The sequence below is a fragment of the Staphylococcus sp. GDY8P198P genome, from assembly GCF_017891615.1.
In the GTDB taxonomy this organism is placed as follows: domain Bacteria; phylum Bacillota; class Bacilli; order Staphylococcales; family Staphylococcaceae; genus Staphylococcus; species Staphylococcus cohnii.
Window position 1 is genome coordinate 40,530 of record NZ_JAESJQ010000003.1, and the last position, 19,106, is coordinate 59,635.

General features: G+C 33.4%; 19 protein-coding genes. 18 read left to right on the forward strand and 1 reads right to left on the reverse strand.

Going from position 1 to position 19,106, the window contains the following annotated elements:
* The first annotated feature begins 130 nt into the window (after positions 1 to 130).
* Entirely contained in the window at positions 131 to 1,741 is a 1,611-nt protein-coding gene (locus KA824_RS02465) for a CTP synthase (protein ID WP_107384758.1), read from the forward strand.
* Between the two features lie 82 nt (positions 1,742 to 1,823).
* Here KA824_RS02465 and KA824_RS02470 read toward each other — a convergent pair whose 3' ends face one another.
* Positions 1,824 to 2,345: a DUF2529 family protein gene (locus KA824_RS02470; RefSeq protein ID WP_107384757.1), complete on the reverse strand. Its 522-nt coding sequence runs from the start codon at positions 2,343 to 2,345 to the stop codon at positions 1,824 to 1,826.
* Positions 2,346 to 2,565: 220 nt separating this feature from the next.
* Here KA824_RS02470 and fdaB point away from each other — a divergent pair, with 220 nt between their 5' ends.
* The 17 genes from fdaB to atpB all read left to right on the forward strand — a co-directional run bounded on the left by fdaB (position 2,566) and on the right by atpB (position 19,079).
* Entirely contained in the window at positions 2,566 to 3,426 is an 861-nt protein-coding gene (gene fdaB, locus KA824_RS02475; RefSeq protein ID WP_107384756.1) for a class IIb fructose-bisphosphate aldolase FdaB, read from the forward strand.
* A gap of 362 nt (positions 3,427 to 3,788) precedes the next feature.
* Complete coding sequence (locus tag KA824_RS02480; protein WP_107385295.1) at positions 3,789 to 5,048, forward strand: UDP-N-acetylglucosamine 1-carboxyvinyltransferase; 1,260 nt, start codon at positions 3,789 to 3,791, stop codon at positions 5,046 to 5,048.
* Positions 5,049 to 5,135: 87 nt separating this feature from the next.
* Complete coding sequence (locus KA824_RS02485; protein WP_107385296.1) at positions 5,136 to 5,456, forward strand: winged helix-turn-helix transcriptional regulator; 321 nt, start codon at positions 5,136 to 5,138, stop codon at positions 5,454 to 5,456.
* Between the two features lie 403 nt (positions 5,457 to 5,859).
* On the forward strand, positions 5,860 to 7,290 hold the full coding sequence (locus KA824_RS02490; protein WP_107385297.1) for an aldehyde dehydrogenase family protein: 1,431 nt from the start codon (positions 5,860 to 5,862) through the stop codon (positions 7,288 to 7,290).
* 841 nt (positions 7,291 to 8,131) lie between these two features.
* On the forward strand, positions 8,132 to 9,448 hold the full coding sequence (rho, locus tag KA824_RS02495) for a transcription termination factor Rho (RefSeq protein ID WP_107384850.1): 1,317 nt from the start codon (positions 8,132 to 8,134) through the stop codon (positions 9,446 to 9,448).
* A 133-nt stretch (positions 9,449 to 9,581) separates the two neighbouring features.
* On the forward strand, positions 9,582 to 9,839 hold the full coding sequence (locus KA824_RS02500; protein ID WP_019468287.1) for a type B 50S ribosomal protein L31: 258 nt from the start codon (positions 9,582 to 9,584) through the stop codon (positions 9,837 to 9,839).
* 201 nt (positions 9,840 to 10,040) lie between these two features.
* Complete coding sequence (locus KA824_RS02505) at positions 10,041 to 10,640, forward strand: thymidine kinase (protein ID WP_107384849.1); 600 nt, start codon at positions 10,041 to 10,043, stop codon at positions 10,638 to 10,640.
* Positions 10,640 to 11,716, forward strand: coding sequence for a peptide chain release factor 1 (prfA, locus tag KA824_RS02510; protein ID WP_019468289.1), 1,077 nt, complete (start codon positions 10,640 to 10,642; stop codon positions 11,714 to 11,716). Before KA824_RS02505 ends, prfA begins: the two co-directional genes overlap by 1 nt.
* Entirely contained in the window at positions 11,700 to 12,539 is an 840-nt protein-coding gene (gene prmC / locus KA824_RS02515; protein WP_107384848.1) for a peptide chain release factor N(5)-glutamine methyltransferase, read from the forward strand. Before prfA ends, prmC begins: the two co-directional genes overlap by 17 nt.
* 95 nt (positions 12,540 to 12,634) lie before the next feature.
* Entirely contained in the window at positions 12,635 to 13,678 is a 1,044-nt protein-coding gene (locus KA824_RS02520; protein WP_107384847.1) for an L-threonylcarbamoyladenylate synthase, read from the forward strand.
* Positions 13,675 to 14,097: a low molecular weight protein arginine phosphatase gene (locus tag KA824_RS02525; protein ID WP_107384846.1), complete on the forward strand. Its 423-nt coding sequence runs from the start codon at positions 13,675 to 13,677 to the stop codon at positions 14,095 to 14,097. The genes KA824_RS02520 and KA824_RS02525 overlap by 4 nt, the downstream gene beginning before the upstream one ends.
* Before the next feature lie 143 nt (positions 14,098 to 14,240).
* A complete protein-coding gene (locus KA824_RS02530) occupies positions 14,241 to 14,765 on the forward strand; it encodes a TIGR01440 family protein (RefSeq protein ID WP_107384845.1) in 525 nt (174 codons plus the stop codon).
* Positions 14,766 to 14,786: 21 nt separating this feature from the next.
* Positions 14,787 to 16,025, forward strand: a complete 1,239-nt coding sequence (gene glyA, locus KA824_RS02535; protein ID WP_107386306.1) for a serine hydroxymethyltransferase — start codon at positions 14,787 to 14,789, stop codon at positions 16,023 to 16,025.
* A gap of 16 nt (positions 16,026 to 16,041) precedes the next feature.
* Positions 16,042 to 16,671, forward strand: coding sequence for a uracil phosphoribosyltransferase (gene upp / locus KA824_RS02540; protein ID WP_019468295.1), 630 nt, complete (start codon positions 16,042 to 16,044; stop codon positions 16,669 to 16,671).
* A 22-nt stretch (positions 16,672 to 16,693) separates the two neighbouring features.
* Complete coding sequence (wecB, locus tag KA824_RS02545) at positions 16,694 to 17,824, forward strand: non-hydrolyzing UDP-N-acetylglucosamine 2-epimerase (protein WP_107384842.1); 1,131 nt, start codon at positions 16,694 to 16,696, stop codon at positions 17,822 to 17,824.
* 154 nt (positions 17,825 to 17,978) lie between these two features.
* On the forward strand, positions 17,979 to 18,329 hold the full coding sequence (locus KA824_RS02550) for an ATP synthase subunit I (RefSeq protein WP_107384852.1): 351 nt from the start codon (positions 17,979 to 17,981) through the stop codon (positions 18,327 to 18,329).
* A 27-nt stretch (positions 18,330 to 18,356) separates the two neighbouring features.
* Positions 18,357 to 19,079: a F0F1 ATP synthase subunit A gene (atpB, locus tag KA824_RS02555; RefSeq protein ID WP_019468297.1), complete on the forward strand. Its 723-nt coding sequence runs from the start codon at positions 18,357 to 18,359 to the stop codon at positions 19,077 to 19,079.
* Positions 19,080 to 19,106 lie beyond the last annotated feature (27 nt).

Here is a 19,106-nt window from a genome sequence, read left to right on the forward strand (position 1 = left end):
ATAATGATATTTAAAAATTATAAAGCTTTGACGTTTAGATAAATTATAACCATTTCAATGATTAATGAAACATGCCATAAATTTTTGTTGGTATTGTGAGAATGACTGTTTTAATAATAGGAGGCAGAAAATGACAAAGTTTATTTTTGTAACTGGTGGAGTTGTATCTTCATTAGGTAAAGGTATCACAGCAGCATCTTTAGGACGTTTATTAAAAGATAGAGGGTTAAAAGTTACAATACAAAAATTTGATCCATATTTAAATGTTGATCCAGGTACAATGAGTCCATACCAACATGGTGAAGTATTTGTTACTGATGATGGTGCGGAAACAGATTTAGACTTAGGACATTATGAAAGATTTATTGATATTAATTTAAATAAATATTCAAATGTTACAGCTGGTAAAGTCTATTCACATGTTTTGAAAAAAGAACGTCGTGGTGATTATCTTGGTGGTACGGTCCAAGTAATCCCTCATATTACAAATGAAATTAAAGAACGTTTACTATTAGCGGGAGAAAGTACAAATGCTGATGTAGTTATTACTGAAATTGGTGGTACTACTGGTGATATTGAATCATTACCATTTATTGAAGCGATTAGACAAATTCGTAGTGATTTAGGTCGTGAAAATGTCATGTACGTACATTGTACACTTTTACCATTTATAAAAGCTGCCGGTGAAATGAAAACAAAACCAACGCAACACAGTGTTAAAGAACTACGTGGTTTAGGTATTCAACCTGACTTAATCGTAGTACGTACAGAATATGAACTAACACAAGATTTAAAAGATAAAATTGCTTTATTCTGTGATATTAACAAAGAAAGTGTAATTGAATGTCGTGATGCAGATTCACTCTATGAAATCCCTTTACAATTAAGTAAACAGGACATGGATGATATCGTAATTAGACGCTTAGAACTTAACGCTAAATACGATACTCAATTAGATGAATGGCAATATTTATTGGATACAGTCAATAGTTTAGATGGCAAAATAACTATTGGTTTAGTTGGTAAATATGTCAGTCTTCAAGATGCATATTTATCGGTTGTTGAATCATTAAAACATGCAGGTTATCCATTTAAAAAAGATATTGAAGTTAAATGGATAGATTCTAGTGAAGTAACTGATGAAAATGTACATGATATACTTAATGATGTTGATGGCATTTTAGTTCCTGGTGGATTTGGATTCAGAGCAAGTGAAGGAAAAATTTCTGCTATCAAATACGCGAGAGAAAATAATGTACCATATTTCGGTATTTGCTTAGGTATGCAACTTGCTACAGTAGAGTTTGCTAGAAATGTACTTGGCTTTGAAAATGCACACTCTGCAGAACTAGATCCTTCAACACCACATCCGATTATTGACCTATTGCCTGAACAAAAAGATATTGAAGATTTAGGTGGTACGTTAAGATTAGGTCTATATCCATGCCATATAAAAGAAGGAACTTTAGCGCATAAAATTTATGGCGAAGTTGATATAGAAGAAAGACATCGTCACCGTTATGAGTTCAATAATGAATATAGAGATCAATTAGAAGAAAAAGGCATGATATTCTCTGGAACTAGTCCAGATGGTAGATTAATCGAAATGGTAGAAATTCCGGAAAATGATTTCTTTGTCGCATGTCAATTCCATCCAGAATTCCTATCTAGACCTAATAGACCGCAACCTATATTCAAAGCGTTTATAGAAGCATCATTGAAACACCAACAGATTAAGTAAATATAGTTGTAAAAAGGCTGAAACGATAACATACGTTTCAGCCTTTTTTTAAATCAGATTGTCTATTAAATTTGATGAAATGCTAAAGATTTAAATCTCTAACCATTTCAACCATTTGTGTATATATATCATAATAAATATAATTAAATGCAATAGGATGTGGTATAACAATTTTATCGTAATCTTCCGTATAGACAATAGGTCTAGGCGTACTTAAATTAATAAAATGAAATAAATGATCCTGAAAGTTTTCTGTCTTTGGCTTATTACAAATTAAGACAAAATCTACATCGTTTGCAATTAATGCGTTAACGTCTTTTTCTACATCCTCAGTATAATAAGGAGAAAAGAGAAACACTCTATCTGTTGTATCAATATCTTCAAATGTATTGAGTGAGCGTAGCGCTATACTAGACTCTAATTTTTCATTACTGTTTAATATATAACTTTCAAAAAAATTCAAATCTCCATAACCTTTAACAAATACATTACCTTCACCGCCAATTGCTTGAATTAAGCATTGAGCCGCCATTTGAATATCTAAAGCTTGTGCTTCTATTCGATTAAAAACACCATTTAATTGTGTGTTCAAAATTTTAGACATATATGTACCTCCGTTCTATTCACTCAACTTATTGTAAATAATGGTAGTAAATATTGCAATTTTATATAAAAACATGAAAATTAAAGACTGATTTAAAAGTAATAAATTGAAAAAATAAATTAAAAACGCTTACAATTGAATAGAAGAATGCAAATTGTTTGGGATTTTGATATAATTAAATTGTAAAAATATGTGCTTAATGCACTAAGGAGGAACTTTCATGCCTTTAGTTTCAATGAAAGAAATGTTAATCGATGCAAAAGAAAATGGTTATGCGGTTGGTCAATACAACTTAAATAACTTAGAATTTACACAAGCGATATTAGAAGCTTCACAAGAAGAAAATGCTCCAGTTATTTTAGGAGTTTCTGAAGGTGCAGCACGTTATATGGGTGGATTCTATACAGTAGTTAAAATGGTAGAAGGATTAATGCACGATAAAGAAATTACGATTCCAGTTGCAATCCACTTAGATCATGGTTCAAGTTTTGATAAATGTAAAGAAGCTATTGATGCTGGATTCACTTCAGTTATGATTGATGCTTCTCATGAATCATTTGAAGATAACATAGCAATTACATCAAAAGTAGTTGAATACGCTCACGAACATGGTGTATCAGTAGAAGCAGAATTAGGTACAGTTGGTGGACAAGAAGACGATGTTGTTGCTGAAGGTGTTATTTATGCAGATCCTAAAGAGTGTCAAGAGCTTGTTGAAAAAACAGGTATAGATACATTAGCACCAGCATTAGGTTCAGTTCATGGACCGTATAAAGGTGAACCAAAATTAGGATTTAAAGAAATGGAAGAGATTGGTGCTTCAACAGGTTTACCATTAGTATTACATGGTGGAACTGGTATCCCAACTAAAGACATTCAAAAAGCGATTCCGTTTGGAACTGCAAAAATCAATGTTAATACAGAAAACCAAATTGCTTCTGCTAAAGCAGTACGTGAAGCTTTAGACAATGATCAAGAAATGTATGATCCTCGTAAATATTTAGGACCAGCACGTGAAGCAATTAAAACAACAGTAATTAGTAAAATTAAAGAGTTTGGTACATCAAATAGAGCTAAATAATCGGCTTATAATAAAAAGGTTAGTATTATATAACAATCTTGATGAATAAACTGAGAAGGCTGCGACAATTTTTAATGTCGCAGTCTTATTTTTTTATGTTATAATCTATGAGCATTAAAATTAAGTAAATTGAAAAAATTAATATAATTTTTAAACAGAAATAAGACAAGTAGGATTTGAATCCTATTAAATCGGGAATGAATATATCATTATAGTATACATAAAAGTGAAGCAATACATAAATTTAAATTAAAAAGGTTTTGTTTCATTGGTGTGTTTTGCAAACTGTATTTTTTTACTTTATAATGCAAATAATGTAATTAAATTGAAATACTGATTGAAAGGCAAAGGAGATCAAGCGAATGGCTCAAGAAGTAATAAAAATTAGAGGCGGTCAAACACTAAAAGGTGAAGTTAATAATCATGGTGCAAAAAATAGTGCTGTAGCAATTATTCCAGCGACAATATTAGCGGAAGATAAAGTTACAATAGAAGGGTTGCCACAAATCTCAGATGTTGAAACGCTTGTGAGTTTATTAGGTGATTTGAACATTAAGGCAAACTTAGAAGGTATGACCCTTGAAGTTGATCCAAATGAAATTGAAAATGCGCCGTTACCTAATAACAAAGTAGAATCATTACGTGCATCATACTATATGATGGGAGCAATGTTAGGTAGATTTAAAAAATGCGTGATTGGTTTACCAGGCGGTTGTCCATTAGGTCCACGACCAATTGATCAACATATCAAAGGTTTTAAAGCATTAGGTGCGCATATTGATGAATCCAGTGAAACATCTATGAAAATTGAAGCTGATCGTTTAATAGGAGCTAACATATTTTTAGATATTGTTAGTGTGGGTGCTACAATTAACATTATGTTGGCAGCAGTTCGAGCTGAAGGGCAAACTGTAATTGAAAACGCAGCGAAAGAACCTGAAGTTGTTGATGTAGCAAACTTTTTAACAAGTTTAGGTGCTAATATTAAAGGTGCTGGTACGAGTACTATTAAAATAAAAGGTGTTGAGCATCTTCATGGATCACATCATCAGGTGATTCCAGATAGAATCGAAGCAGGAACTTATATGTGTATTGCAGCAGCTTGTGGTGAAGATATTGTAATTAATAATATTATTCCTACTCATGTTGAGCCATTAACTGTTAAGTTGAAAGAGCTTGGTGTAGACATTAATGTCAGCGATGATAGTGCAACAATTAAGAGGAGTGCACCATATGCTAGTGTAGATATCAAAACATTAGTATATCCTGGTTTCGCCACAGATTTACAACAACCTATCACGCCGTTATTATTTATGGCTGATGGCGTATCTTTTGTGACTGAAACAATTTATCCTGCTAGATTCAAGCACGTAGAAGAACTTAAAAAAATGGGTGCTCATATTACATCAGATAATGGTACTGCTACTATCAAACCATCAAAATTAACTGGTGCAGAAGTATACGCGAGTGACTTACGTGCAGGTGCTTGTCTTATTGTAGCTGGTTTATTGGCTGAAGGTGTTACTACAATTTACAATGTAAAGCATATTTATCGTGGTTATACTAACATTGTTAAAACACTAAAATCACTTGGTGCAGACATTTGGACTGAAAAAATATAAAACATGTGGTATAATAATTATACTGAATGAATAAAACATAATTATAGTTTATGCAGTGGGAAATATAATTGATATGAGGTGATGACCATGGAGGTTTGCCCTTATCTAGAAGAGACCTTTAAAATAGTAGGCAGAAGTTGGAACGGTCTTATCATTAATTACTTGTCTAGATGCACAGAAAAATCTGCTCATTTTTCTGATATGAAGCGTGATTTGAAAACAATTACGCCTCGTGCGCTTAGCATAAAATTAACAGATCTAAATGAATGGGGGCTTGTAGAGAAAAAGATTATTTCTACTAGTCCTATGAACATTTTATACCAACTTACAGATAAAGGTGATGCCTTGGCAACGGCATTGGTTCCTATGGAAAAATGGGCCCAAGAATATATTGAGTTAGAAAGCTAAAGATTTTAGCTTTTTAATTTGATATTCTACGTAATATTTATTTACAGATAAATGTTATTTCGAGGTTATTTTTAACATACTTATGTTAGCTATAAAGAAATCTTTGTTTAAAGATTTCTTTATAGCTTTTTTATTTATTGTTGAGCCATCTTTTTGCAATAATTTAAAATGACTTAGGTGATTGACATATCGTATTATGCTTAATAATTATAATTTTTAGGCTATCACTGTTATTTCATGTCGTCGTATAGATAGTTAATGCTCTTACAACAATGTGCAATTATCATGCGTGAAAGCCTGTAATAACAACGTTTGAAAAGATTTGATATGAGCAGATATGTTTTAAAATTAAAAATCTAGGTTAGAATAAAAATATGAACACAAATTAAGGAGTGAATAATAGATGAGAAACTTCACTAAACAATATATCAACGGACAATGGGTAGAAAGTTCAAGCGGAGAAACACTTGATGTTATCAACCCAGCAACAGAAGAAGTAGCAGGTAAAATTGCTAAAGGTAATAAAGAAGATGTTGATAAAGCGGTAGAAGCGGCAGATAATGTATATTTAGAATTTAGACACAGTTCTGTAGAAGAAAGAAAAGAACTCTTAGATAAAATCGTTCAAGAATATAAAAATAGAAAAGATGATATCGTTGACGCAATAACCGATGAATTAGGAGCTCCTTTAAAAGTATCTGAAAATGTCCATTACCAAATGGGATTAGATCATTTTGAAGCAGCACGAGACGCATTAGATAATTTTGAATTTGAAGAAAGACGCGGTGACGATTTAGTCGTCAAAGAAGCGATTGGTGTTGCAGGATTAATTACACCATGGAATTTTCCAACTAACCAAACTTCATTAAAATTAGCTGCAGCCTTTGCAGCGGGAAGTCCGGTCGTGTTAAAACCATCAGAAGAAACACCATTTGCAGCAATTATTTTAGCAGAAATATTTGATAAAGTTGGCGTACCTAAAGGCGTGTTTAACTTAGTAAATGGCGACGGCCAAGGTGTGGGAAATCCGCTTAGCGAACATCCAAAAGTGAGAATGATGTCCTTTACTGGATCTGGTCCAACTGGTGCGAGTATTATGAAAAAAGCAGCTGAAGATTTCAAAAAAGTATCATTAGAATTAGGGGGTAAATCTCCATATATAATTTTAGATGATGCTGATATCGATGGCGCTGCAAGTGCAGCTACTGGCAAAGTCGTTAATAACACAGGCCAAGTTTGTACTGCAGGAACAAGAACATTAGTACCAGCAAGTATAAAAGAAGAATTCTTAACAGCTGTTAAAGAAAAATTTAGCCAAGTTAAAGTTGGTAATCCTCGTGAAGAAGGTACACAAGTAGGACCAATTATTAGCAAAAAACAATTTGATCAGGTTCAATCATATATTGATAAAGGTGTAGAAGAAGGTGCCGAATTATTATATGGTGGTCCTGGAAAACCTGAAAACTTAGAAAAAGGTTATTTTGCAAGACCAACTATTTTTAATAATGTTGAAAATGATATGACAATTGCACAAGAAGAAATTTTCGGTCCTGTAATGTCTGTAATTACGTATAATGATTTAGACGAAGCTATTGAAATTGCAAATGATACGAAATATGGCTTAGCTGGTTATGTATATGGACAAGATAAAGAAAAACTTCACAAAGTAGCACGTTCAATTGAGGCTGGAACAGTTGAAATTAATGAAGCTGGACGTAAACCAGATTTACCATTCGGTGGTTACAAACAATCAGGTTTAGGACGCGAATGGGGAGATTATGGTATAGAAGAATTCTTAGAAGTTAAATCTATTGCAGGATATTATAATTCATAATCTATTATAAAAACTAAGCGAGATGTTGTAACAAAACAAACTGAGACAAAAATCTCACGCTTAAAAGTGACTAATCCATAGGTCTATGGATTAGTCACTTTTTTAATCTTGCGATTTCGATCGTGCATGCTTGCCTGGGGATATGATTCGATCCTGTAGTCTCTCATTCATATCATTTCCCTGGGCGTCAGCACGTTTCCAAATCGCTATAAGTGATGTGTCATCATACAAAAACATCTCCGTATTATTTAAAGAAGTAACTATTTTATAACAATAGAAAACATGATTTATCATATACAATTAATGGAAAGTTGAATTTTTAAATTCACCAAATAATTCAACTGAACATGAGTATAAATGATGGATTAGTCACTTTTTTAATCTTGCGATTTCGATCGTGCATGCTTGCCTGGGGATATGATTCGAGTTTGTAGTCTCTCATTCATATCATTTCCCCGGGCGTCAGCACGTTTTTAAATCGCTATAAACTAAGACTTAACTTATATTATTCGTTGAAACTGAAATTTTAATTCCTAATATAAGTACATCGCAATATGTAAATAACAACTTCTGTATTGTTTCAATAGCAATTGATAATTACGCTTGAGCTAAAGATATTTATATCTTGGGGCTTATTATATTTAGAAAATTTGAAATATAAAGTAAAGTTTTACAATTTAATATACTGTTTTATTAACTAATTAGCTTTAAAGCAGTATTTATAAATTTCAATTATTGAAATACATTTTGTAATTAAATAAAATATTTGCTATAGTTATAAAAGTAAATAGCGTAGTTCATTATGTTATTTAAAACTTATTTATGAAATGGGTGCAAGATAATGCCTGAAAAAGTACGAACATCACCTCAGTACGAATCGTTCCACGAGTTATATAAAAATTACACTACTAAAGATCTCACTCAAAAAGCAAAATCACTGAAATTAACAAATTATAGTAAATTAAATAAAAAAGAGTTAGTTCTTGCAATTATGGAAGCGCAAATGGAAAAAGATGGAAACTATTATATGGAAGGTATCTTAGATGATATCCAACAAGATGGTTACGGCTTCTTAAGAACTGTCAATTATTCAAAAGGTGAAAAAGATATTTATATATCTGCTAGTCAAATACGTCGTTTTGAAATTAAACGAGGCGATAAAGTAACTGGTAAAGTAAGAAAACCAAAGGATAATGAAAAGTATTATGGTTTGCTACAAGTAGATTTTGTCAATGATGAGAATGCAGAAGAAGTTAAGAAAAGACCACATTTCCAAGCATTAACACCATTATACCCAGAAGAACGCATCAAGTTAGAAACAACAAAAGAAAACTATTCTACGCGTATTATGGATTTAATTACTCCAATCGGTTTAGGACAACGTGGTTTGATTGTTGCCCCGCCTAAAGCTGGGAAAACATCATTATTGAAAGAAATTGCAAATGCCATCGCAATCAATAAACCTGATGCAGAATTATTTGTGCTACTTGTGGGTGAAAGACCAGAAGAGGTTACTGATATAGAGCGTTCTGTTGAATCGGCAGAAGTTGTTCACTCAACATTTGATGAACCTCCACAGCATCATGTCAAAGTAGCAGAATTACTATTAGAACGTGCAAAGCGTTTAGTAGAAATAGGTAAAGATGTCATTATTTTAATGGATTCCATTACAAGACTTGCACGTGCATATAACTTGGTTATCCCGCCAAGTGGACGTACACTTTCAGGTGGTTTAGATCCAGCATCATTACACAAACCTAAGGCGTTCTTTGGTGCAGCAAGAAATATTGAAGCTGGTGGTAGTATGACGATATTAGCTACTGCGTTAGTGGATACTGGTTCTCGTATGGATGATATGATATATGAAGAATTTAAAGGAACAGGAAACATGGAATTACATCTTGATCGTAAACTAGCTGAACGTCGTGTATTTCCAGCTATTGATATTGGTCGAAGTTCTACACGTAAAGAGGAATTGCTAATATCACCAAAAGATTTAGAATCACTTTGGCAACTGCGTAACATGTTTACAGATTCACTTGATTTTACAGAAAGATTTGTAAGAAAATTAAAACGAACAAAAACGAATCAAGAATTCTTTGAACAATTACAGGAAGCTGCCAAGGAGAGTACTAAAACTGGAAAGCCAATTATTTAAAGCGGCTTATCATTTAAAAATGTGATTTAGGGTTGCGTTTTAGTTTTATAACAATTATAATTATCAAGTATTGGGTAAAAAAACTCACAAACAACTCTGTTCCAGATGGTTCAGGGCAAAGGAGCTGAAAAAAATGAAACAAAATATTCATCCTGAATACCACAAAGTTATCTTTTTAGATACAACTACAGATTTTAAATTCTTAAGTGGTTCAACAAAATCTTCATCAGAAACGATGGAATGGGAAGATGGAAATGAATACCCAGTTATTCGTTTAGATATTTCTTCTGATTCACATCCGTTTTACACAGGACGTCAAAAATTCGCTGCTGCGGATGGTCGTGTGGAACGTTTCAACAAGAAATTCGGATTCAAATCAAGCAACGAATAATTGTTGTAATAAGGCATTCTCATTTTATGAGAATGCTTTTTTATTTAACATGGATGATGGAAAGGTAAAACCAAAAGAGTGCCGATGTTTTAGTACATTAATTACATATTAAATTACAAATAACTTAAGAGAAATTGATATTTTAAGATGGAAAATATGATATAATAAACCGATTATGTTTTGAAAAAGGTGGAACGCATAATGAATGAAACTTATCATTCCGGCTGGATAGAATGTATAACTGGAAGCATGTTTAGTGGTAAATCTGAAGAATTAATTCGTCGCTTAAGACGTGGACTATATGCTAAACAAAAGGTGGTTGTATTTAAACCAGCAATAGATGACCGCTATCATAAAGATAAAATTGTTTCGCATAATGGCAATGCAATTGAGGCAATTAATATCTCAACAGCAGCTGAGATTTATAAACACGATTTATCAAATTTTGATATTATAGCAATCGATGAAGTTCAATTTTTTGAAAACAACATTGTTCATATTGTAGAAGAATTAGCTGAAAAGGGACATAGAGTGATTACTGCAGGTTTAGATATGGATTTCAGAGGTGAACCATTTGAACCGATACCTCATTTATTAGCAGTAAGTGAAGAAGTGACTAAACTACAAGCTGTTTGTGCAGTATGTGGCTCGTCATCAAGCCGTACACAACGGTTAATTGATGGCAATCCAGCAAAAATAGATGACCCTGTGATTCTCGTCGGCGCAAACGAAAGCTATGAACCTAGATGTAGGGCACATCATATCGTTGCACCAAGTAATCATGAGAAGGAGGAAATGTAGTGTTTGATCAATTAGACATTGTAGAAGAAAGATACGAACAATTAAACGAAATGTTAAGTGATCCTGAAGTCGTAAATAACCCAGATAATTTACGAAAATATTCAAAAGAACAGGCTGATTTGCAAAAAACAGTTGAAGTGTATCGCGAATATAAACAAGTTAAAGAAGATGTAACTGAAATAGATGAAATGTTACAGGAAACAAAAGATGAAGAAGAAGTTGAAATGCTCAAAGATGAAAAGCAAGAATTGAGCCAAAAAATTCCAGAATTAGAAGAAGAATTAAAATTCTTGTTAATTCCAAAAGATCCAAATGATGAAAAAGATGTAATTGTTGAAATTCGTGCAGCTGCTGGTGGAGATGAGGCTGCAATATTTGCTGGAGATTTATTTAGAATGTATTCTAGATACGCTGAAGCGCATAGTTATAAGACAGATATAGTAGAAGCTACTGAAAGTGACCATGGCGGATACAAAGAGATTAGTTTCTCTGTTTCAGGCACAGGCGCTTATAGTAAATTGAAATACGAAAATGGCGCACATCGTGTACAACGTGTACCAGCAACAGAGTCAGGTGGACGTATTCACACTTCTACAGCTACAGTTGCCGTATTACCAGAAGTTGAAGATGTTGAGATAGAAATTCGTAATGAAGATATTAAAATAGATACCTATCGTTCTAGTGGGGCAGGTGGGCAACACGTAAATACTACAGATTCAGCCGTTCGAATCACACACTTGCCAACGGGTGTTATTGCTACTTCATCAGAAAAATCTCAAATTCAAAACCGTGAAAAAGCAATGAAAGTGTTAAAGGCACGTTTGTTTGATATGAAATTACAAGAAGAACAACAAAAGTATGCAGCACAGCGTAAATCAGCTGTCGGTTCAGGTGATCGCTCAGAGAGAATTAGAACATACAATTACCCACAAAGTCGTGTAACGGATCATCGTATTGGATTGACATTGCAGAAATTAGAGCAAGTTATGGAAGGTAAGTTAGATGAGATTATTGATGCACTAACTTTAGCTGAACAAACAGATAAATTGAAAGAACTGAATGACGGTGAATTATAGAGAAAGATTGAAGATTGCACAAAGCAAATGTGAAGCAATAGGTATTGAAGTAACAAGAGCTGAATGGTTGATGCTTGATTTATTTCAATGGCAAAAAACAGATTATTTGTTGCATGCTGACGAAATTATGACAGAAGCACACAACGTGTTGTTTGATAATGCGGAAGCAAGGATGTTACAAGGTGAACCTATTCAATATATTGTAGGCACACAATCTTTTTATGGTGAAATATTTAAAGTGAATGAACACTGTTTAATTCCGAGACCTGAAACAGAAGAAGTATTACTGCATTTTTATAATTTGGTGAAGTCTGGAGATAAAGTTGTAGATATAGGCACAGGTAGTGGCAACATACCTATTTTACTTAAAAAAATGAATCAATACTTGGACGTTTTAGCTACAGATTTATATGATGCAGCTTTATCGGTGGCAAAAGACAATGCTCAGTATCATGATGTAGACATTACATTTTTACAAGGTGATGCCTTAAATCCTTTAATAGAGAAAAATATTAAAGTGAATGGATTAATTTCAAATCCACCATATATAGCTGATAGCGAAAAAACTTTAATGGAAGATACAGTATTGAGATATGAACCTACCAGTGCTTTATTTGCTGAAAATAATGGTTTTCAAGTTTATGATAAGATTTTAGAACAATTGCCAGATGTATTATTACCCAATGCAATAGTTGTGTTTGAAATTGGTTATAAACAAGGCCTTACTTTAAAGAAAAAAATTGAAGAAAAATATCCTGCTGTTTGTGTTCAAATAATAAAAGATATTAACAATAATGATAGAATTATTTCTTTCGAATGGTAACTTAAGAAGTTGTGTGCTGAACATGATAAGTCATGAAGGTGCATAACTTCTTATTTTGTTTTAAAATTGAAATTAAGATGAAAGGGTGTGTATAGATGGAAACAAAAATATGGGATTTGAGGAATCATCTGACAGACGATGTTAATATAGATACTTATAATGAAATAAAAAATGTTTTTGAAGCTGGTGGACTCATCGCTATACCAACTGAAACAGTATATGGTTTAGGTGGCGATGCAAGAAATGAACAGACTATAAAAAATATTTATGCAGCAAAAGGTAGACCTTCAGATAACCCTCTAATCGTTCATATACATAATGTTAAACAATTAGATGCATTTACAAAGCATATTACACAAGAAGTTAGGATGCTAATGAATCAATTTTGGCCTGGTCCAATTTCATTTATTTTACCACTGAAAAAAGGTTTTTTATGTGAAAGTGTAAGTGGTGGACTTTCATCCATAGCAGTTAGGATGCCGAGTCACCCGATTGGAAGGAAAATATTAGAGTTTGTAGATATACCGATTGCTGCGCCCAGTGCTAATTTAAGTGGTAGACCTTCTCCAACTAATTTTGAACACGTATATCGTGATTTAAACCAAAGAATTGATGGTATTGTCAATGGTGACCAAAGTGAAGAAGGTCTAGAAAGTACAGTGTTAGATTGTACACAATATCCGTTTAGGATAGCTCGTCCAGGGTCTATTACCAAATCTATGATTGAAAATGTGTTGCCTGGATCTATTTCAACAAAAGAGGATTTGAATCAAGAAAAGCCCATAGCTCCAGGAATGAAATATAAACATTATGCACCAGATACCCCAATAACAATTGTATACGCGGTTCATCAACAACTATCCTCAAGTAAAGATTGGCGTAATGTCGCTTTTATATTTCCAAAAGATAAACTGAAATATATTCCTGAAAATGCAACTTTCATTCCACTGTGTGAAAATGAAAGAGATATTAAAGGTGCAAATCATAATTTGTATCAAATATTGCATGATATAGATCAAAATGAAAATATTAAAGAGGCTTATATATTTGGATTTGAAAATCGTGATGATGCAGTTGCTATCATGAATCGTATGCAAAAGGCAGCAAATTATACCATTGTTAAAGGAGAAACTTTATGAAAATCGTTTTTGTCTGTACTGGAAATACTTGCAGAAGTCCGATGGCAGAAAGTATTGCAAAAGCTAAAATGCCAGATATTGAAGTTGCATCACGTGGCTTGTTTGCAATAGATGGTGCACCTACATCAGAATATACACACGCTATCGTAAAAGAAAAACAATTACCAATACCAGAAAATGCTCAAAAGTTCACTGAAATTGATATGAATGCGGATCTTATTTTGACCATGTCAACAAGCCATAAAGAAGCAATTAAACAAATGTATGGTAAAGGTACACATATATTCACTTTAGGTGAGTATGTATTGCATGGTGATGATGTCGCTGACCCGTTCGGAGGAACTAAATCAGATTATATTGAAATTTATAATGAATTAAATTCATTGATTGAAAAATTAAAAAATAAAATATTAGAGTAAATAAATATGTGAAATTAGTATGAGTAACTCATTAAATACGTTATAATAATAACGTGTAGCAAATTTGCTAGCAATTAAATTTGTCTGATTGGACTTATGTATTTTGGCTTACTTTATATCAAAATAAATAAGGGGTGTTAAACATGGAGGATTTAAAAGCGTTATTAGATGAATTAAAATCTAAATCTTTCTTTAAAGACGATGAGCTTTGCATTATAGGTTGTTCTACTTCAGAAGTGATTGGCGAACGCATAGGTAGTGTTGGATCAATGGAGGTAGCAAAAGATATATTTGAAGCATTAAAAGAGATTGAAACAGAAACAGGCGTTTCTTTTGTATTTCAAGGCTGTGAACATATCAATAGAGCAATTACTATTGAAAAAGCAAATTTCGATCCCCTAACGATGGAAGAAGTAACCGTTGTACCTGATGTCCATGCTGGAGGTAGTTTAGCTACATATGCATATCAACATATGGCTGACCCTATAGTCGTTGAAACAATTAACGTTCCAAAAGGTATTGATATTGGCCAAACATTAATCGGTATGCATATTAAACATGTAGCGATACCTGAGCGTACAAGCGTGAAGCAAATTGGCGAAGCAATTGTTACAATCGCTTCTTCAAGACCTAAGAAAATTGGTGGCGAAAGAGCAAAATATAACTAATACAGAAACGAGGGTTTACTAATGTCATTTATTAAAGATCAAGATAAAGAAATTTATGAAGTGATTCAAAACGAGTTCAACCGTCAAAATAACAATATAGAGTTAATCGCATCAGAAAACTTTGTGTCGGAAGCAGTTATGGAAGCTCAAGGTTCCGTATTAACTAACAAGTATGCTGAAGGTTATCCAAACAGAAGATATTACGGTGGTTGTGAATACGTAGATGTATCTGAAACATTAGCTATTGAAAGAGCTAAGCAATTGTTTGGTGCAGAACATGTTAACGTTCAACCACATTCTGGTTCACAAGCAAATATGGCTGTTTATCTCGTTGCATTAGAACACGGAGATACTGTATTAGGTATGAATTTAAGTCATGGTGGACACTTAACTCATGGTGCACCAGTAAACTTTAGTGGTCAATTTTATAACTTTGTCGAATATGGTGTCGACAAAGAGAGTGAACAAATAGACTATGACGAAGTTTTAAAAGTAGCAAAAGCGCATCAACCTAAATTAATTGTTGCTGGCGCATCTGCATACTCAAAAACAATAGACTTCAAACGTTTTAGAGAAATTGCTGATGAAGTTGGCGCTAAATTGATGGTGGATATGGCGCATATCGCCGGATTAGTAGCTGCGGGTCTACACCCAAGCCCAGTAGAATACGCTGATTTTGTAACTACGACAACACATAAAACATTACGCGGCCCTCGTGGTGGTATGATTTTATGTAAAGAAGCATACAAAAAGCAAATTGATAAAACAATCTTCCCAGGTATTCAAGGGGGCCCTTTAGAACATGTTATTGCTGCTAAAGCTGTAGCGTTTGGTGAAGCACTTCAAGATGATTTCAAAACATATCAACAACAAGTGATAAAAAATGCAAAAGCATTAGCTGATACATTAAATAAAGAAGGTTTTAGAGTAGTATCTGGTGGTACTGATAATCATTTAGTATGCGTAGATGTAAAAGGATCAGTCAATATTACTGGTAAAGTAGCAGAAGAAGCCTTGGACTCAATAGGTATTACTTGTAATAAAAATACAATTCCGTTTGATCAAGAAAAACCTTTTGTAACAAGTGGCTTAAGACTTGGTACGCCAGCAGCTACAACACGTGGTTTTGATGAAGCGGCATTTGAAGAAGTAGCCAAAATTATTAGCCTAGTGCTAAAAGATCCTGAAAATGAAACAACATTAAAAGAAGGACAAGAAAGAGTTAAAGCATTAACTACGAAACATCCTTTATATAATTAAATTGGAGGAAGTAATTATGGGCAACGTACATGTTTTTGATCACCCACTTATTCAACACAAATTAAGTTACATTAGAGATGTACATACAGGTACAAAAGAATTTAGAGAACTCGTAGATGAAGTTGGTATGTTGATGGCATACGAAGTAACTAGAAATCTAGAGTTACAAGATGTAGAAATTGAAACACCAGTCACTAAAATGATAGCTAAGAGACTAACAGGTAAAAAATTAGCATTTATTCCCATTTTAAGAGCGGGACTTGGTATGACACAAGGTATCTTAAATTTAGTGCCGGCAGCAAGAATAGGTCATGTTGGGTTATACAGAGATCCCGAAACACTAGAAGCAGTTGAGTATTTTGTAAAACTACCACAAGATATTGAAGAAAGAGAAATTGTAGTAGTTGATCCAATGCTAGCGACTGGTGCTTCCGCAATTGAAGCGATTAATTCACTTAAAAAACGTGGCGCTAAACACATCAGATTTATGTGTCTGATTGCAGCTCCAGAAGGTGTAGAAAAATTACAAGAAGCACATGAAGATGTTGATATTTATATCGCAGCATTAGATGAGAAATTAGATGACCATGCTTATATTACACCTGGTTTAGGTGACGCTGGTGACCGTTTATTCGGTACAAAATAGTTTAACCCAGGAGTGGAGTAGTATGAAAAAAGTTATGACTGTTTTTGGGACACGTCCTGAAGCGATAAAGATGGCACCGCTCGTTTTAGAGTTGGAGAAAGATTCTGAATTACAACCAATCGTTGTAGTGACTGCGCAACACAGAGAAATGTTAGATTCTGTCTTGAAGAGCTTTGACATAACACCTGATTATGATTTGAATATTATGAAACAGGGTCAATCATTGTCTGATATAACTTCTCGCATACTCATTCGATTAGAGGATGTGATAAAGGAAGCGCAACCAGATATGATACTTGTTCACGGAGATACTATGAGTACATTCGCCGGAAGCTTAGCAGCATTATATAATCAAGTCCCAATCGGACATGTCGAAGCTGGTTTACGAACTTGGAATAAATACGCTCCATTTCCTGAAGAAATGAATAGACAAATGGTAGGAGTAATGTCTGATTTAAACTTTGCTCCTACCAATAATGCTGCAAACAATTTGATCGCTGAAAACAAACCAGAAGACACGATCGTAGTGACAGGCAATACTGCGATTGATGCTATGAAAACGACAATTCATAATGGTTATCAATCAGAAATCATAGCTAAGCATAAAAACAAACGTATTATTCTCTTAACTGCGCATAGACGAGAAAATATTGGAGAACCTATGGCACATATTTTCAAAGCAGTACGTGATATTGTCGAAGCATACGAGGATGTTGTTGTCGTATATCCAATACATAAAAACCCTAAAGTACGCGAAATTGCAGATTATTATTTGTCAAACCACACGAGAATCGAGCTTGTAGAACCATTAGAAGTTGTTGATTTTCATAATTTTGCACACCAGTCTTATTTAATTTTAACTGATTCTGGTGGAGTACAAGAAGAAGCGCCTTCATTAGGCAAACCAGTGCTCGTACTAAGGGATGTAACAGAAAGGCCAGAAGGTGTGGCAGCGGGTACATTAAGAATTGTAGGTACAAATACAAAGGACATTTTTGCAGCAACCAAAGAGCTATTAGACAACAAAAATTTATATGAGACGATGAGCACAGCTCAAAATCCATATGGAGATGGCAATGCATCATATAGAATTTGTCAAAATATTAAATATTTTTTCGGTTTAATTGATAAAAAACCTTCTTCTTTCAAATAATTATGTATTTATGTGTCATTTTTGTGACATTCTTGTAAAAAATTGAATTACAATTTGAATAGAATTGACACGTAAAGTACCCTATATTATTATTAAAATTGTATGATTGGAATGGTTTTCATATATGAAAGATAAGGTGAAGCGAGGCACTGAAATGAAACGTTTCAACATCATTTTTAATCAGTACATACAATACTATTTATATTGTATTATTGTACTTGTAATTGTGTTTATTTTCACATACTCTGCATTTATATTAGGTCTTATAATTGGTATGATCGGATCGCTAATCAATACTTTTACTTTTGAATATTATTTGGCGAAAGCAAAAGAAAAGGATAACATACACATTTCAACGGGCAACATTTGGAGATATTTGATAGTGATATTAGCTTGTACGACATGGTATTTTTATAAGGACTATATAAACATTTTTGGAGTAGTTGTTGGTTTAATGATTTCTTATGTTTTAATTGTTTTCAAACCATTTTTACACAAGAAATAAAATTTATAATGAAAGAGGTGAGAAAGCATGGATCATAAAGACCCTCTAGTCAGTTGGAATGTGTTCGGTCTAGACATCGTGTTTAATCTATCATCGATTATGATGATGTTGATTACGGCGTTTATTGTTTTTGTAATAGCTATTATTTGTACACGTAACCTCAAGAAACGTCCAACAGGCAAACAAAACTTTATCGAGTGGGTTTTTGATTTCGTAAGAGGGATTATTGAAAGTAACATGGCTTGGTCAAAAGGTGGTCAGTTCCATTTCTTAGCCGTTACATTAATCTTTTTCATATTTGTTAGTAATATGCTTGGATTACCGTTCCAATTAATTTCGGGACACACCCTGTGGTGGAAATCTCCCACAGCCGATCCAACTGTGACACTAACATTATCAACTCTGATAATACTATTAACACATTATTATGGAGTTAAAATGGTTGGAACTAAAGGATATTTCCAAAATTATACAAAGCCAATATTCCTATTGCCCATCAATGTATTTGAAGAATTCACTTCAACATTGACGCTAGGATTACGACTTTACGGAAATATTTTTGCAGGTGAATTATTGCTAGGATTATTGGCAGGTTTAGTATTCGACTTCCCAGCATGGGGTTGGCTAATCGGATTACCTGGCCTAATTGTATGGCAAGGATTCTCAATTTTTATCGGTACGATTCAGGCATATATATTTGTAATGCTTTCGATGGTATATATGTCACACAAAGTACAAAAGAGTCATTAAATTAAAAAATAAAAAGAACAAATTAGG

What these genes read in the sequence shown, in the direction of transcription:
- glyA (WP_107386306.1), top strand. Translation starts at nt 14,787, where the DNA reads ATGTCATTTATTAAAGATCAAGATAAAGAAATTTATGAAGTGATTCAA.
- KA824_RS02485 (WP_107385296.1), top strand. Translation starts at nt 5,136, where the DNA reads ATGGAGGTTTGCCCTTATCTAGAAGAGACCTTTAAAATAGTAGGCAGA.
- atpB (WP_019468297.1), top strand. Translation starts at nt 18,357, where the DNA reads ATGGATCATAAAGACCCTCTAGTCAGTTGGAATGTGTTCGGTCTAGAC.
- wecB (WP_107384842.1), top strand. Translation starts at nt 16,694, where the DNA reads ATGAAAAAAGTTATGACTGTTTTTGGGACACGTCCTGAAGCGATAAAG.
- KA824_RS02520 (WP_107384847.1), top strand. Translation starts at nt 12,635, where the DNA reads ATGGAAACAAAAATATGGGATTTGAGGAATCATCTGACAGACGATGTT.
- KA824_RS02470 (WP_107384757.1), bottom strand. Translation starts at nt 2,345, where the DNA reads ATGTCTAAAATTTTGAACACACAATTAAATGGTGTTTTTAATCGAATA.
- KA824_RS02525 (WP_107384846.1), top strand. Translation starts at nt 13,675, where the DNA reads ATGAAAATCGTTTTTGTCTGTACTGGAAATACTTGCAGAAGTCCGATG.
- KA824_RS02500 (WP_019468287.1), top strand. Translation starts at nt 9,582, where the DNA reads ATGAAACAAAATATTCATCCTGAATACCACAAAGTTATCTTTTTAGAT.
- upp (WP_019468295.1), top strand. Translation starts at nt 16,042, where the DNA reads ATGGGCAACGTACATGTTTTTGATCACCCACTTATTCAACACAAATTA.
- KA824_RS02530 (WP_107384845.1), top strand. Translation starts at nt 14,241, where the DNA reads ATGGAGGATTTAAAAGCGTTATTAGATGAATTAAAATCTAAATCTTTC.
- KA824_RS02480 (WP_107385295.1), top strand. Translation starts at nt 3,789, where the DNA reads ATGGCTCAAGAAGTAATAAAAATTAGAGGCGGTCAAACACTAAAAGGT.
- prmC (WP_107384848.1), top strand. Translation starts at nt 11,700, where the DNA reads ATGACGGTGAATTATAGAGAAAGATTGAAGATTGCACAAAGCAAATGT.
- fdaB (WP_107384756.1), top strand. Translation starts at nt 2,566, where the DNA reads ATGCCTTTAGTTTCAATGAAAGAAATGTTAATCGATGCAAAAGAAAAT.
- rho (WP_107384850.1), top strand. Translation starts at nt 8,132, where the DNA reads ATGCCTGAAAAAGTACGAACATCACCTCAGTACGAATCGTTCCACGAG.
- KA824_RS02490 (WP_107385297.1), top strand. Translation starts at nt 5,860, where the DNA reads ATGAGAAACTTCACTAAACAATATATCAACGGACAATGGGTAGAAAGT.
- KA824_RS02505 (WP_107384849.1), top strand. Translation starts at nt 10,041, where the DNA reads ATGAATGAAACTTATCATTCCGGCTGGATAGAATGTATAACTGGAAGC.
- KA824_RS02465 (WP_107384758.1), top strand. Translation starts at nt 131, where the DNA reads ATGACAAAGTTTATTTTTGTAACTGGTGGAGTTGTATCTTCATTAGGT.
- KA824_RS02550 (WP_107384852.1), top strand. Translation starts at nt 17,979, where the DNA reads ATGAAACGTTTCAACATCATTTTTAATCAGTACATACAATACTATTTA.